General features: G+C 71.1%; 13 protein-coding genes. 7 read left to right on the top strand and 6 right to left on the bottom strand.

The genetic code is table 11. The annotated features are described in order from the left end of the window. Positions 1 to 4: 4 nt before the first annotated feature. From cbiE to G4X40_RS13375, 3 genes are read left to right on the top strand one after another with little or no spacing between them, the layout of a single operon-like run. Positions 5 to 1255 carry a precorrin-6y C5,15-methyltransferase (decarboxylating) subunit CbiE gene (cbiE, locus tag G4X40_RS13385; RefSeq protein WP_277833594.1) on the top strand — a complete coding sequence of 417 codons (1251 nt, stop codon included), beginning with the start codon at positions 5 to 7 and terminating at the stop codon, positions 1253 to 1255. Continuing rightward, on the top strand, positions 1252 to 2001 hold the full coding sequence (cobM, locus tag G4X40_RS13380) for a precorrin-4 C(11)-methyltransferase (protein WP_277833160.1): 750 nt from the start codon (positions 1252 to 1254) through the stop codon (positions 1999 to 2001). The genes cbiE and cobM overlap by 4 nt, the downstream gene beginning before the upstream one ends. Then, positions 1991 to 2830 (top strand): cobalt-precorrin-6A reductase, encoded by an 840-nt coding sequence (locus G4X40_RS13375; protein ID WP_277833159.1) that lies wholly within the window; start codon positions 1991 to 1993, stop codon positions 2828 to 2830. The genes cobM and G4X40_RS13375 overlap by 11 nt, the downstream gene beginning before the upstream one ends. Here the strand turns inward: G4X40_RS13375 and G4X40_RS13370 are convergent. The 4 genes from G4X40_RS13370 to G4X40_RS13355 all read right to left on the bottom strand — a co-directional run bounded on the left by G4X40_RS13370 (position 2773) and on the right by G4X40_RS13355 (position 8179). Continuing rightward, on the bottom strand, positions 2773 to 5715 hold the full coding sequence (locus tag G4X40_RS13370; protein ID WP_277833157.1) for a protein kinase domain-containing protein: 2943 nt from the start codon (positions 5713 to 5715) through the stop codon (positions 2773 to 2775). The genes G4X40_RS13375 and G4X40_RS13370 overlap by 58 nt on opposite strands. A gap of 66 nt (positions 5716 to 5781) precedes the next feature. Beyond that, complete coding sequence (locus G4X40_RS13365; protein WP_277833155.1) at positions 5782 to 6039, bottom strand: putative immunity protein; 258 nt, start codon at positions 6037 to 6039, stop codon at positions 5782 to 5784. After that, on the bottom strand, positions 6036 to 6851 hold the full coding sequence (locus tag G4X40_RS13360; protein WP_277833153.1) for a pentapeptide repeat-containing protein: 816 nt from the start codon (positions 6849 to 6851) through the stop codon (positions 6036 to 6038). Before G4X40_RS13360 ends, G4X40_RS13365 begins: the two co-directional genes overlap by 4 nt. Before the next feature lie 191 nt (positions 6852 to 7042). Next, positions 7043 to 8179 (bottom strand): thiolase family protein, encoded by a 1137-nt coding sequence (locus tag G4X40_RS13355; protein WP_277833151.1) that lies wholly within the window; start codon positions 8177 to 8179, stop codon positions 7043 to 7045. A 218-nt stretch (positions 8180 to 8397) separates the two neighbouring features. On the opposite strand from G4X40_RS13355, the gene G4X40_RS13350 reads away from it, so the two are divergent. The 4 genes from G4X40_RS13350 to G4X40_RS13335 are packed head-to-tail and all read left to right on the top strand — an operon-like array spanning position 8398 to position 13364. After that, positions 8398 to 9555 (top strand): acyl-CoA dehydrogenase family protein, encoded by a 1158-nt coding sequence (locus G4X40_RS13350; protein WP_277833149.1) that lies wholly within the window; start codon positions 8398 to 8400, stop codon positions 9553 to 9555. 58 nt (positions 9556 to 9613) lie between these two features. Next, positions 9614 to 11179, top strand: coding sequence for an acyl-CoA synthetase (locus G4X40_RS13345; RefSeq protein ID WP_277833148.1), 1566 nt, complete (start codon positions 9614 to 9616; stop codon positions 11177 to 11179). Further along, positions 11176 to 12324: an acyl-CoA dehydrogenase family protein gene (locus tag G4X40_RS13340; protein WP_408642204.1), complete on the top strand. Its 1149-nt coding sequence runs from the start codon at positions 11176 to 11178 to the stop codon at positions 12322 to 12324. Before G4X40_RS13345 ends, G4X40_RS13340 begins: the two co-directional genes overlap by 4 nt. After that, positions 12324 to 13364 (top strand): acyl-CoA dehydrogenase family protein, encoded by a 1041-nt coding sequence (locus G4X40_RS13335; RefSeq protein ID WP_277833147.1) that lies wholly within the window; start codon positions 12324 to 12326, stop codon positions 13362 to 13364. Before G4X40_RS13340 ends, G4X40_RS13335 begins: the two co-directional genes overlap by 1 nt. 200 nt (positions 13365 to 13564) lie before the next feature. Here the strand turns inward: G4X40_RS13335 and G4X40_RS13330 are convergent, their stop codons facing one another. After that, on the bottom strand, positions 13565 to 14215 hold the full coding sequence (locus tag G4X40_RS13330) for a hypothetical protein (RefSeq protein WP_277833145.1): 651 nt from the start codon (positions 14213 to 14215) through the stop codon (positions 13565 to 13567). Between the two features lie 78 nt (positions 14216 to 14293). Next, positions 14294 to 14788 carry a hypothetical protein gene (locus G4X40_RS13325; protein WP_277833144.1) on the bottom strand — a complete coding sequence of 165 codons (495 nt, stop codon included), beginning with the start codon at positions 14786 to 14788 and terminating at the stop codon, positions 14294 to 14296. Positions 14789 to 14858 lie beyond the last annotated feature (70 nt).

Genomic DNA, 14858 nt, shown 5'->3' with positions numbered 1-14858 from the left:
TCCGGTGGCCCGGCAGGTCGCCGTGGTCGGTATCGGCGCCGACGGCTGGGACGGGCTGGGCGGTGCCGCCCGGGCCGCGGTGAGCGGGGCGACGGTGGTGCTCGGTGCGCCGCGGCAACTGGCGCTGCTGCCGGGTCTCGACGTCGAGCGCGTCGAACTGCCGTCGCCGCTGTTGCCGGCGCTGGGGGACGTCGTCGCGCGGCACCGTGACCGCGGCCTGTGCGTGCTGGCCAGCGGCGACCCCATGTTCTACGGCATCGGGGTGACGCTGGCGCGGCTACTTGGTGCGGAAAGCCTTGTGGTGCATACGCATCCGTCCTCGGTGTCGCTGGCGGCGGCGCGGCTTGGCTGGGCGCTGCAGGAAGCGACGGTGGTGTCGCTGGTCGCCCGGCCGGCGTCCCGCCTGGTGCCCGAGCTGGCGGCCGGCCGGCGACTGCTCGTGCTCAGCGAGGGGGCGCACACGCCCGTAGCGGTGGCGCAGGTGTTGCGTGACAACGGGTTCGGTGAGTCCCGGCTGACGGTGCTGGCGCAGCTCGGCGGCCCCGACGAGGCGACGACGATCGGGTACGCGCACGACTGGGACGGCGTGGCCGACCCGCTCAACGTGGTGGCCGTCGAGTGCCGCGGCGGCGCGGGACGCTCGCGCGTGCCCGGCCTCCCCGACGATGCGTTCGAGACCGACGGCCAGCTGACCAAACAGGAGATGCGGGCCTTGACCGTGTCTGCGTTGGCGCCGCGCCCGGGCGAATTGCTGTGGGACGTCGGCGGCGGGACCGGCAGCATCGGCATCGAATGGATGCGCGCGCACCCGGACTGCAGGGCCATCGCATTCGAACGCGACGGTGAACGTGCCGCGCGGATCGCCCGGAACGCGGCGACGCTGGGCGTGCCGGGACTGGTCGTGCGTGGCGCGGCGCCCGCCGGTTTCGCCGACACGGGCGAGCGGCCGGCGGCGGTGTTCGTCGGCGGCGGCGTCACCGCCCCGGGCATGCTCGAACAGTGCTGGTCTGCATTACGGCCGGGCGGTCGCATGGTGGTCAACGCGGTGACGATCGAATCGGAGGCCGCGGTGATCGCCTGGAACGCCGAGCATCCGGGCACACTGCGCAAACTGCAGGTGTACCGCGGCGGCGGACTGGGCGGCTTCACCGCGTGGCGCCCGCAGCTGCCGGTGACGCAATGGACAGGGGACAAGGACACGGGGGACAAGGACACGGGGGACAAGGACACGGGGGAGAAGGAGTCAGCGAGATGACCGTCTACTTCATCGGGGCAGGGCCGGGCGCCGCGGACCTGATCACCGTGCGCGGCCGGCGGGTGATCGAGTCGAGCCCTGTGTGCCTGTACGCGGGCAGCCTCGTACCCGACGAACTGCTCACCCATTGCCCTGCCGGGGCGCGCCGGGTCGACACGGCGCGGATGAACCTCGACGAGATCATCGCGGAACTCGTTGCGGCGCACCAGCGCGGCGAGGACGTGGCCCGACTGCATTCCGGTGACACCGCGATCTACAGCGCGATGGCCGAGCAGATGCGCCGGCTCGACGCCGCGGACGTGCCCTACGAGGTGGTGCCCGGGGTGCCGTCGTTCTCGGCGGCCGCGGCGATCCTCGGTCGGGAGCTGACGGTCCCGGGGGTGAGCCAGTCGGTGGTGATCAGCCGAGTGTCGACATTGTCGACGTCGATGCCGCCCGGTGAGGACCTGGCGACGCTCGGGCGCAGCGGCGCCACACTGGTGCTGCTGCTCGCGGCCGCGCAGATCGACACGGTCGTCGCCGAACTCGCCCCGAACTACGGCCCGGACTGCCCGGTCGCCGTGGTGGCCTACGCGACCCGGCCCGGCGAGCAGGTCGTCCGTGCGACCGTGTCGACGATCGCCCCGGCGCTCAAGGCGGCCGGCATCACCAAGACCGCGGTGATCATCGTCGGCAAGGTGCTTGCCGCGGAGGAGTTCCCGGACAGCTACCTGTACTCGGCCGCCCGCGAGCGCTGTGATCACTGAGCAGGGGATCACTGAGCAGGGGACCTCTGAGCCGCGCGTCCTGGTGCTCGGTGGTACCGCGGAGGCGCGCGACCTCGCGACGCGCCTGCACGCCGCCGCGGTCCCGGTGATCTCGTCGCTGGCCGGGCGCGTGAGCAATCCGCAACTGCCGATCGGCGAGGTGCGCATCGGCGGATTCGGTGGCACCGAGCGGATGCGGGACTGGTTGCGGGACAACCGGATCACCGCGGTTGTCGACGCCAGCCATCCCTTCGCCGCGCGGATCAGCGCGAACACCGCCGCCGCGTGCTGCGCCGAGGACGTCCCGCTGCTGATGTTGCGCCGGCCGGAGTGGACGCCCGCCGCGGGGGACCACTGGAGCGCCGTCGCCTCCCTCGACGAGGGGGCCGCCGCACTCGCGGGCGTCGGCGAGCGGGTCTTCCTCACGATCGGCCGGCAGGGGGTCGGCGCGTTCGCGGACTGCCGCGACCGCTGGTTCCTGGTGCGGGCCATCGACCCTCCGGTGGGTCCGGTACCGGAGCGGATGGAGTTGCTGCTGGCCCGCGGGCCGTTCGACGTCGACGAGGAGATCGCGTTGATGCGCAGCCGGCGTATCGACGTGCTGGTGACGAAGAACAGCGGCGGGCCGCTGACGGAGGCGAAGCTGGCGGCCGCGCGTGCGCTGGCGATCCCCGTGCTTATGGTGCGCCGGCCCGCCCCGCCGGCCGGCGTCGGTGAGGTCGACGCGGCCGGTCCGGCGGCCGACTGGGTGATGGGGCGTTCGGGCGGCGGTCAGGTGCGGCGGCCCGGCGTCGACGGGCGGTCGACGGGCAGTTCCGCGAACACGTAGGCAATGGCGGCGTCGGTGCTCATCGCGCGGCCCTCGCGCAGCGCCGCCTCCAGTTCGCCCGCGTCGAGTTGCCGGCCGACGGTGCGCTCGAATTCCCGTTGGTGGCCGGGCAGTCCGGGGAAGAACACCTCGGGCAGGCCGGCGAGGTCGCGGTGGGCTTCGGAGGCGCCCATGATGACCGCGGCGCGCCGCGGCCGATGACGCTGCGCGGCGATCCAGGCCAGCGCCTGCAGACAGCTGAACACCATCATCGGATCGTCGGTGCGGCGGGTCAGCCGCAGCCCCTGTTCGAGGCGGGTTCGGGCGCGGTCGCGCTCGCCCATCCGCCACAGGTCGACCCCGCTGGCCCACAGTGCATAGGTCCGGAACACGGACTCGCCGTGCGACTCGGCCACCGACAGCGCGGTCTCGTGGTGGGCGAGCGCCTGGGCGGTCCGGCCCCGTAGTTGGCAGATCCACCCGAGGAGCAGCGTGGTCACGATCTGCAACCGGAGGTCGCCGACGTCCTCGGCTACGGCGGCGGCGCGACGCAGGCAGTCTTCGGCGCGGCCGATGTCGCCGCCACACAGTGCGGTGAACCCCTCCGCGGTGTCGACGAACGCGTGCGACTCGGGGTCGCGGAGGTGCTCGACGATGTCACGTCCCTGCCGGACGCGCACCGCGGCGGCCGGCAGGTCCTCCTGGATCGCGGCGAGCAGGCAGTAGGCATAGACGGCTTTGGCGCGCAGCGGGTTCGGCCGTGGATCGGTCTGCTCCAGCGCGGTGTCGAGCCAGCGGCGCCCCTTCCCGAGCAGTCCGTGGGAGAGCCAGAACGGGCCGAGCGCCGCCGCGATGACCAGCGCGGTGTCGTCGGCCTCGGTCAGCCCGAACTCGAAGGCGTTGCGCAGGTTCGGCAGTTCCCGGACCAACCGGGTGGCCCAGTCGAGCTGGTGCGGACCGATCCATTGGGCCTCGGCCTCGAGCGCGAGGCGCCGGTACCAGTCGCGGTGCCGCCGGCGCAGTTCCGGCAACAGGGCGGCGTGTTCGATGGTTTCCCGACCGTACTCGCGCACGGAGTCCAACAACCTGAACCGGACCCGGCCGTCGTCCTCCTCGCGGATCAGGATCGACTTGTCGACCAGCGACGTCAGGTCGTCCACGACATCGGCGTCCCCGCAGACGTATTCGGCGGCCTCGAGTTCGAGACTGCCGACGAACAGTGACAGCCGGCCCCACAGTTGCTGCTCGGCCGGCGTGCACAGGCCGTAGCTCCATCCGATGCTCAGCCGCAGCGTCTGCTGACGCGTCGGGGCGCTGCGATCGCCGTGGGTGAGCAGCGCGAAGCGGTCCGTGAGTCGTTCGAGTATCTGCTCGGCGGACAGTGCGCGGATGCGGGCGGCGGCCAGTTCGATGGCCAGCGGCAGACCGTCGAGCCGCGCGCAGATGGCGGCGACGGCGGTGCAGTTCTCGTCGGTCAACGTGAAGTCGGGGACCGCGGCGGCGGCGCGGTCGACGAACAGCGTCACCGAATCGACATCGGACAGGTCCACGGGCGACGGCGCCCCGCCGGAACTCGGCATCGCCAGCGGCGGGACCCGGACCACCGCCTCGCCGACGACCCCGAGCGGCTCGCGGCTGGTGGCGAGGATCCGCAGATCGTGGCAGCGCGGCAGCAACTCGTGGGTCAGGTCCGCCACGGCGTCGACGACGTGCTCGCAGTTGTCGAGCACCAGCAGCATCGCCCGCGACGACAGCGTGTCGACCAGCAGTTTGCGCAGCGGTGTGCGGCCACGGTCGCGCACCCCGAGGACGGCCGCGACCATGTCGTCCGCCGCGGCCGGATCGCGGAGGTGGCCGAACCGGACCAGCACCACCCCGTCGGGGAACACGCCGCGCTCCTCGGCTGCGGCGCGCAGGGCCAACCGGGTCTTGCCGACGCCCCCGATCCCGCTCAACGTCACCAGGTGAGCGGACCGCAGCGCGTCACCGACCTCGGCGAGTTCGTCGCGGCGCCCGACGAAGCTGGTGAGCTCCGCGGGTAGGGCGCCGCGGACCGGCGGCGTCCGCGAGCCGACCGCCGGGCGAATCTGCCGTAGTTGTTCGCTCAACGCCGCGGCGGACGGCCGGTCCCGCGGGTCGCGGGCCATGGCCCGCTCGATGACCGCGCACACGTCGTCCGGGAACCCCTCCGTGCGCAGGTCCGGCGCCGGTTCGGCGGCGATCCGCAGGAACTGGGCGATCACCTGCTCGTCGCGGCGGCGCTCATAGGCGGCGTGTCCGGTCAGCGCGCAGAACAGCGTCGCACCCAGCCCGTAGACGTCGGCGGCGGGCGTGGGGGGATCGCCGCCGAGGACCTCGGGCGCGGTGAACGCCGGTGATCCGGCGATCGTCCCCGTGGCGGTGTGGAACGCGCCCGCGACCTGTGCGGCGCCGAAGCCGGTGAGCGCGGGTTCGTCGGCGTCGGTGAACAGGATCCCGGCGGGGGTGACGTCCCGGTGCACGATGCCGAGCTCGTGGACCTTGGCCAGCGCCGCCGCCAGCTTCACGCCCAGATCGAGCACCCGTTCGACAGGCTGGCGCCCGGACGTGCGGATGCGCCGCTCGAGGCTGCCGCGCCGGTGGTAGGGCATCACCAGGTACGGCCGTCCGGCCGCGGTTTCGCCGGCCTGCAGCACCTCGACGATGTGGGGCTGTCCGGTAAGCCTGCCCATCGCGTGGCGCTCTCGGTCGAAACGCGCCCGGCTCTGCTGGTCGGGGTCGGCGGTGAGCAGTTTGACCGCCACCGTGCGGGCCGTGGTGACCTGTGCGCACCGGTAGACCGCGCCGTGGCCGCTGTGCCCGATCTCGTGGGCACGGTCGAATCCGGCTGCGGCCAGATCCGCGGCGATCGGAGACCATGCTGTCATCTACGGATCCACCCTCTCGGATACCGCACGCGCTGTTCGACGGAGCCCGCCGATGCCCATTCGAGCCTATGCGGTGCCGCGCGCAGAGTCACCCCCCGACGCCTTCGGGCGTCGCCCGTCGTCGCGCCCGGCACTCCGCTGAAGGTTCGTGCGCGGCGCCCCTTCCACGAATGTCCACACGGCCTCGACGGCTGCGCGGGGACGATCGTCGTCGGGGCGGGACTCCTCGAAGATCGTCAACACGGTCTGTGTGCACTGCGCCGCGTACCGGGCGACCAGCCGAAGGTCCGCGATGCTCAATTCGATCTCGCCGGCCGTCGTCATGAGCACATTCTCGCCGGGCGGCGAGTGTGTTCGTCGCTCCGTGCGGCGGCCAACTGCGGTGCGGTCACATAGAGCGCGGCGGTGAGGTCGGCGCCGTCGAGCCGGGCGTCGCGTAGATCTGCGCCGAGCAGGTCGGCGGCGGTCAGGTCCCGACCGCGGAGATCGGCCGCGATCAGGCACGCCCCGCGAAGGTCCACGCCGCACAGGTCCCGTGACCGCAGATCCCGTCCGGCCAGATCCGCACCCGGGGCCAGCGTCCGATCCGGTGCCCGGCTGTCCGCGCGGTAGGCGGCGCGCACCCCGGCGCTGACATCGACGAGGACGGACCGGACCTCGCGGTGCAGTGTGTCCACATCGGCCGCGAGCAGTGCGGCCGCGCCGCCGGCCGTCAGCGCGTCGATCGCCGCCGCCGCGAGTTCCGCGCGGTGCGCATCGTCGGGATCACGGGCCCGGTCGTGCGCCTCGTGCAGATGCCAGAGCATCTCGTGCAACCGCCGCACGACGGCGAAGGCGGCGAACATGGTGCCGGCGGAACCGGGCTCGTCGCGCCAACTCACGCCGGCGAAAAGTCTCTGCGAGACGACCTGGCCGGCGCCGAAACAGTCGAATACGGTGCAGCCGCGGAAGCCTCGCTCGGGTAGGCGCGCGTGGATCACGCAGGCGTGGCCGGGCGACAGGTGGCCGCACGGCTGTCCGGCCGGCTTGTCGACGGCGAAGTCGGCGGATCGAGCGAACCCGAATGCGGTGCAGCACAGCGCAAAACAGTTCGAGCAGTCGCCGCGAAGGTCATGACGGGGAGAGGAGACGGGCACGTGAGCTCCTGGTAGTGATGTGGATGCAGGTACGCGGTGGAGGAACCCGATCACGGGTTCCCCGACCGGCACGTGCCATCACCACTTCACGCAGGAGCGGTGCACGTTCGATGCCGAAGGCCTGGGTCACAGGCAAGATGTGCGGTTCACTGCCGCCGAGCGTAGCAGAGCGGCAGTGAACCGCTTCGGGCTCAGAGCAGTTCGAGGATGGTCGCGTTGGCCATGCCGCCGGCCTCACACATGGTCTGCAGCCCGTAGCGGATCCCGTTGTCCCGCATGTGATGGATCAGGCGGGTCATCAGGATCGCGCCGGATCCGCCCAGCGGATGGCCGACCGCGATCGCGCCGCCGAGCGGGTTCATCCGATCCATCGCCGCCCCGGTCTCGGCCTGCCATGCCAGCGGCACCGGCGCGAACGCCTCGTTGACCTCGAACGCACCGATGTCGTCGATGGACAGGCCGGAACGCCCCAGCGCCTTGGCCGTCGCGGCGATCGGGCCGGTGAGCATGATGACCGGGTCGTCGCCCGCCACCGCGGAGGTGTGCACCCGGGCGAGCGGGGTCAGGCCGCGTTCGCGGGCGATCTCGCCGGTGGTGATCAGCAGGGCGCCCGCGCCGTCGGAGATCTGCGAGGCGTTGCCCGCGTGGATGACGCCGTCCTCCTTGAACACGGTCCGGAGCTTGCCCAGCTTCTCCAGGGTGCCGCCGCGGCGGATGCCCTCGTCCTGGGTCAGCTCGGTTCCCGGCACCGGCGCCAGCTGTGCGTCGAAGGCGCCCGCATCGACCGCCTGCGCGGACAGCTCGTGTGAGCGCAGCGAGTACTCGTCGAGCTGGGTGCGCGAGAAGCCCCACTTCTCGGCGACCATCTCGGCGCCGAGTCCCTGGCTGAACTCCTGCACCCCGTACCGCTCGAGCACGCTCGGCGGCGTCGGGGACCCGCCCTGCCCCGCGGTGCCCATCGGCACGCGGCTCATCGACTCGACGCCGCCGGCGACGACGAAGTCGGCGTGCCCGGCGATGACGGTCGCGGCGGCGAAGCTGACCGCCTGCTGGCTGGAGCCGCACGCACGGGTGAGGGTCGTGCCGGGGACCGATTCGGGCAGCCCCGCGGCGAGCACCGCGGTGCGCGCGATGTTGCCGGCCTGCTCGGAGGCCTGCATCACGCAGCCCCAGATCACGTCGTCGATCTCCTCGGCGGCCACCCCGGAACGCTCGACCACCGAGCGCAGGATGTGGGCCGACAGCTCGGCAGGGTGGGTCTGGGAGAGTGCCCCGGCGCGGCGCCCGATGGGCGTGCGGACGGCTTCGACGATGACGGCATCGCGCATGAAAAGAGCTCCTGTGTTCGTGCGTTGACTGGTCTTCTGGTGGTGCTTGTTCGTCATACGACCACGCCCGCGAGGCAATTCGCAACGACAGGTCGAGGAATACATCCATCGGGTGGACGCGTGTTATGTGCCCGTTCGGGCGATTTCCCCGTCGGGCGCCCGCTCGTGCGGCATATTCGGGGTACCCACCGCCGCCGACCACACCCTCAGGAGGCGCCGTGCAACGGACGGTGTTCGACCAGGACCACGAGGCGTTCCGCAAGACCATCCGGGAGTTCATCGCGAAGGAGGTCGTGCCCGTCCACCACGAGTGGGAGCAGCGGGGGCATCCGCCGCGCGAGTTCTACCGTCGGCTCGGCGAACTGGGCGTCCTGGGCATCCAGGTGCCCGAGGAGTTCGGCGGTGGCGGCGAGTCGAGTTTCAAGTTCTTCGCCGTCGTCGGCGAGGAGTGCGCTGCCGCCGGCGTGACCTTCGGCAGTTACTCGGTGCATTCGCAGCTGATCCTGCCGTACCTGATGGCGCACGCGACCGCCGAACAGAAGCAGCGGTGGCTGCCGGGGTTCGCCTCCGGCGACCTGATGTTCGCCATCGCCATGACCGAGCCCGGCACCGGTTCGGACCTCGCGAACATCGCCACCTCGGCAAAGCTGTCCGCCGACGGCACGCACTACGTCGTCAACGGGGCCAAGACATTCATCACCGGCGGCGCGCTCGCCGACCGCATCCTGGTGGTGTGCCGCACCGCGCCGAGCACCCCCGAGGACCGCCGGACGGGGCTGAGCATCCTCGTCGTCGACACCACCTCGCAGGGGTTCGAGGTCGGCCGCAAGATCGACAAGATCGGGCTGAAGGCGTCGGACACCGCCGAGTTGTCGTTCACCGACGTGGTGGTGCCGGTCGCGGACCTGCTCGGTGAGGAGGGCCAGGGCTTCGCGTACCTGACAGACAATCTCGCGCAGGAACGCCTGTCGATCGCCCTCGGCGGGGCGGCGTCGGCGCAGGCGGCGTTGCAGCACGCGCTGGCCTATGTGAAGGAGCGCAAGGTGTTCGGCAAGCCGGTCGCCGCGTTCCAGAACACCAAGTTCGTGCTCGCCGAGTGCGCGACCGAGGTCGAGGCGATCACGCTGATGGCCGACCGTGCGCTCGAGGCGCTCGACGCCGGCGAGCTCACCGTCGCCGACGCCGCCAAGGCGAAGCTGTTCTGCACCGAGGGCGCCGGACGGGTCATCGACAAGTGCCTGCAACTGCACGGCGGATATGGCTACGTGACCGAGTTTCCGATCGCCCGGTTGTACGCGGACACCCGCGTCACCCGCATCTTCGGCGGCACCAGCGAGGTCATGAAGACGATCATCGCCAAGGACCTGGGGCTGTGAGCCCGGCACCAGGTCGCCCCACCACCCAGGACTGAGTCCATCGGCGAACGGAGCCACTGTGTTTCCAGGGAAGTTCGTGACATCGACCCCGGACAAGCCGGCGGTCATCGAGGCCGCGACCGGACGGTCGGTGAGCTTCGCCGAGCTCGAGACCCGCTCGATCCGGTTCGCGCACTGGCTGCGCGCCCAGGGTCTGCGCCGCGGCGACCACATCGCCGTGCTCTCGAGCAACGATGCGACCGTCTTCGAACTGTATTGGGGCGCAGTTCGATCGGGCCTGTACCTGACGATGGTCAACACGCACCTGACCGCCGACGAGGTCGCCTACATCGTCGGCGACTGCGACGCGCAGGTGATCGTCGCGTCGGCGGACCTGGCCGAGTTGGCCGCCGGGATCGTCGACGACACACCCGAGGTGCGGGTGCGGTTGGCCTTCGGCGGCGCGATCCCGGGCCATCTCGACTATGCCGCGGAGGTCGCGCCGATGCCGACGCAGGCGCCGTCCGACCAGCCCCGCGGCACCGACATGCTGTACTCGTCCGGCACCACCGGCCGGCCCAAGGGCATCGAACCCGAACTGCCCGACATGCAGGTCGACGACGAGGGTCCGAACCCGATGGTCGCGCTGCTGCGGGCGTTCGGGTTCGACGAACACTCGGTGTATCTGTCGCCGGCGCCGCTGTACCACGCGGCGCCGCTGCGGTACAGCGCCACGACCCAGGCGCTCGGCGGCACGGTGATCCTGATGGACCACTTCGACCCGCAGCGGTGCCTCGCCGCCATCGAGCAGTACGGCGTGACCCACTCGCAGTGGGTGCCGACGCATTTCGTCCGCCTGCTCAAGTTGCCGGCGGCGGTGCGGTCGCGGTACGACCTGTCGTCGATGCGGGTCGCGGTGCACGCGGCCGCCCCGTGCCCGGTCGAGGTCAAGCGCGAGATGATGAGCTGGTGGGGTGAGATCCTCTACGAGTATTACTCGTCGACGGAGGGAGTAGGGGTGACGATCATCGGACCGCAGGACTGGCTGTCGAAGCCGGGCAGCGTCGGGCGCCCGATCATCGGCGTCCCGCACGTGTGCGGCGAGGACGGCGCCGAACTGCCGATCGGCGAGATCGGCCTGATCTACTTCGCGCACACCGACGTCAGGTTCGAGTACCACAACGCGCCCGAGAAGACCACCGAGTCGACGCACCCCGAGCATCCGGACTGGACCACCACCGGGGACATCGGCCGGGTCGACGAGGATGGGTTCGTGTTCCTCACCGATCGTGCGAAATTCGTCATCATCTCCGGCGGGGTGAACATCTATCCGCAGGAGGTCGAGGGCGCGCTGGCCTTGCATCCGAAAGTGTTCGACGTGGCCGTGATCGGGGTGCCCGACGAGGAGATGGGCGAGCGGGTCACGGCGTTCGTGCAGCCAGCGCCGGGGGTGACGGTCGGCGGGGCCGGCGCCGGCGCGGCCGCCGAACTGGCCGCCGAACTGATCGGCTACTGCCGCGAGCGCATCGCGCACTACAAGTGCCCCCGCGAGGTGGTGTTCGTCGACGAACTTCCGCGCACGCCGACCGGCAAACTGGTCAAAGGCGCACTGCACGCGGCCGTCTCCGCGGGTGGCGGGCCGTGACACCCGCGCGCCTGGTGCGGCGGGCCGGTGCGCCCGACCCGGACCTGGCCGCGCTGCGCGCCGAGGTGCGGGGGTTCCTACGGCGGCAGATCGATGCGGGCGCGTTCCGGCCGGGCATCGACACATGGCTGCGCGGTTGGGATCCGGAGTTCAGCCGGGCACTGGCCGAACGCGGCTGGGTGGGCATGACGATCCCCGTCGAGTACGGCGGGCCCGGCCGCACGTTCGTGGAGCGTTTCGTCGTCACCGAGGAACTGCTGGCTGCGGGCGCCCCGGTCGCGGCGCACTGGATCGCCGACCGGCAGGCCGCGCCGTCGCTGCTGCGCTACGGGACCGAGGAGCAGAAGCGCTGGTTTCTCCCCGAGATCGCGCGCGGCGAGATCTGCTGGGCCATCGGCATGTCCGAACCGGAGACCGGATCGGATCTGGCGAGCGTGCGCACCAGCGCGGAGCAGGTCGAGGACGGCTGGATCCTCAACGGCACCAAGCTGTGGACGTCCGGCGCGCAGCACGCCGACGCGTTCTTCGTGCTGGCGCGGTCGTCGCCGCTCGACCCCGGGGACCGGCACGGCGGGCTGAGCCAGTTCATCGTGCTGATGAACTCGCCGGGCATCCGGATCCGGCCGATCATCTCGATGTCCGGTGAGCACCATTTCAACGAGGTGCTGCTCGACGAGGTGTTTGTCCCCGAGGAGCTCGTCCTCGGCACCGTGGGCGACGGGTGGGCGCAGGTCGCCTCCGAGCTTGGGTTCGAACGCAGTGGGCCCGAACGGTTCCTGTCGACGTTCGGTCTGCTGGCGGCCGCGGCCGAGCGGGTCGACGACGGCACACTGCCCGCCGACGGCCGCATCGGCGCTGCCGCCGGCCGGGCCTTCGCGCTGCACCACATGTCCCGGGCGGTGTCCGAGGCGCTCGAACGCGGCGAAGATGCCGAGGTCGCGGCGGCGGTGGTGAAGGTGCTCGGCACCCGCGCCGAGGGGGACATCGTCGACCTGTTCGACGAGATGTGCGACGAGGGTGCGGTGGATGTCGAGTTCGCGGAACTGATCCGGTCCGGGGTGATGCAAAGGCCCGGATTCACGTTGCGCGGCGGCACCACCGAGATCCTGCGCGGTGTGGTGGCCCGGGGTCTGGGGTTGCGCTGATGAGCGGGGACCGCGAATTCGCCGAGCTGCTGACGAAGGTCTTCCGCGGCGCGGCAACGGACCGGCCGGAGATGCTCGACGCCGCGCTCTGGTCGACGCTGGCGAACCTCGGGCTGGCGCGGTTGACCGGTCGCGCGGCGGCCGGCGGCAGTGGCGCGGGCTGGGCGGATGCCGCGCTGCTGCTCGGCGCCGCGGGACGGGTGGGTGCCGCGATCCCGGTGGCGGAGAACGATCTGCTCGCCGGATGGCTGCTCGAGCGGGCCGGTCTCGACGCCGGACGGGATCCGGCGGTGCTCCGGACCGCGGCGGTGGTCGGTGTTGCGGGGCTCGGTGTTTCGGGTCCGGGCATGGCGGGGGTCGCGACGCGGGTGCCGTGGGCTCGTGCGGTCGATTCGCTGGTCCTGCTGTGGGAGACGGGGTCCGGTTGGCGGGTGGCGGAGGTGCCGCGCCGGGCGGTCGCGGTCACCGAGTCCGACAACTTCGCCGGCGAACCGCGCGACGCCGTCCGGGTGGATCTGGGCTCGCTGGACGGTGGCGGTGTGGGCGCGGAGGTGGTCGCAGAGTTCCGGCTGCGCGGGGCGCTCGCGCGGTCGCTCACGATGGTCGGGGCGATGGAGCGGGTGCTGGAGTTGGTCGTCGAGCACACGACGACGCGCACCCAGTTCGGTCGCCCGGTGGCGGGTTTCCAGGCCGTGCAGCAGTTGGTCGCGGACCTCGCAGCGGAGGCGGCGCTGGCGCGCGCGGCAGGCGAGGCGGCCGTCGATGCGGTGTCGCGATCGGGATTCGGCGATCCCCGCGCGCAGTTCGCGGTCGCCGCGGCGAAGTCGTGCGCCGGGCACGCGGCATCGCTGATCGCCCGGAATGCGCACCAGTGCCTGGGCGCGATCGGGTTCACCGATGAACACGAATTGCACCGGCACACCACGCGATTGCTGGCGTGGCGTGGCGAGTTCGGTTCGGTCCGGTGGTGGGACGAGCGGTTGACCCGGGCGGCCGCGGAAGGCCGTGGGGGAGGGCTGTGGTCGCTGATCGTCGACTGACGATCAGAACGGCGGCGGGTCATCGTCCGGGGGCGTGGGTTGATTCGCAGGCGTCCAGTCCCCGCGGCGGGGATCGTGGTGGTCGAACGGCACGATGTGGTCGAGTTCGCACCTCCGGGCCGGGACCGTGCATCCGGGGTGACGGCAATGCCCGTCGCGGGCGCGAACAGCCCTGGCCGTGGCGGCGTCGGGGCGATAGGTCAGTGCGCCGTCGGGTGGCGAATCGTGACTGCCGTGACCATCGGGGCAGATGCCCTGCGCAAGTGTGGGATCAGCGGCGAGGGCTGCTTCGATTGCGGATAGATTGCGCCGTCGCCGTACACGGGTTGGAGTCGGCGGCCCGCAGAGAACAGCATCGATCCTCGCGGAATCCGCGGCGCACGACACGTGCGCCCGAAGGTGATGGGTGTGCCGAGCGCAGCGGCGAGGGGATTGTCCGGGGGTGGTTGGTGTGTGGTCGGCGGTGGTCCGGACGGTGGTGGGTCGGCCGGTGGTTCCGCCGGCTCCGGATTTCCGCGACTGAGGTATTCGGCGTAGCTGCGTTCGATGGTGAACGGCAGCAGGGTGACCAGGGCCCACCCGAGGTCGATGTACTTGGTGGCGATGGTGGTCGAGCACGTCAGGGCGACAGCGACCTCGGAGACCGCGAGACGCTCGGCCCGCTCACGGGGAACGCCGGCGAGTTGCTGTGTGCGGATGATCGACCGTGACCAGTGATACGCGGCCAGAACGCGTTTTGCGTGCGCCTGATTCTCCGACTCGTCCGCAGCGAGCAACTGCTCACGTAGTTCGGCAACCACGAGGGCACCCAACGACGTCTCCGCCGTGCCACGCACCCTTGATTCGCTCATGCGTTCGAGTCTGCCGGATGGTGCCGACAGTGATGCGGATTTGAGAACGGTGGTGAGACCGCTTCGCGTGCTGGGGAATCAGGTCGGGATTTGGACGTGCCATCGCCAGTCGTGCTGCCCCGGCAGGTCGCCGAGCGCGATTCGTCCACAGCAGTAGAGCAGCACTTCCGGCGGGTCGCCCGGCGGGGCATCGGGAAAGAGTATGGGCAGCACCGCGTCGGCGAGGTCGGCCGGCGGCCGCCAGGAATTGCCATGGTCGAGACCGCGGACCATGTCGTAGGTGTGGATCAGCACTTCAGTGACGGCCATGGCGGCAAATCCCGTCGGATCGGACAGGCCATAGGCGTGGAAGGCTCGAACGGAGTCGTCGGTGGCCTGAACAACGCCAGTCAACAGAGCGCCGTGGTGCACCGCATGGAAATAGAGGTCATCCGCGATGTGCAGCGCGGTGTCCCAGCAGGTCCACCGCAGATCTGCGGCGGGAAGCGACCGCCAGTCGCGGTCGGCATACGGCGTCAACGCGGCCGTGCAGGTCTCGGTGACAGTAGCGATGAGGTCGACGGTCGCGCTCACACGGACAGTCGACCACCGATACCGCCAAGCCGCCGCAACGCGAGTTCGGTGATGTTGTGCGAGACATCGG

The organism is Speluncibacter jeojiensis (assembly GCF_029589495.1).
GTDB classification, from domain to species: Bacteria; Actinomycetota; Actinomycetes; order Mycobacteriales; family Mycobacteriaceae; genus Speluncibacter; species Speluncibacter jeojiensis.
The sequence above is the reverse complement of the archived record's forward strand: the minus strand, read 5'-3'. Positions and strand labels throughout refer to the sequence as shown.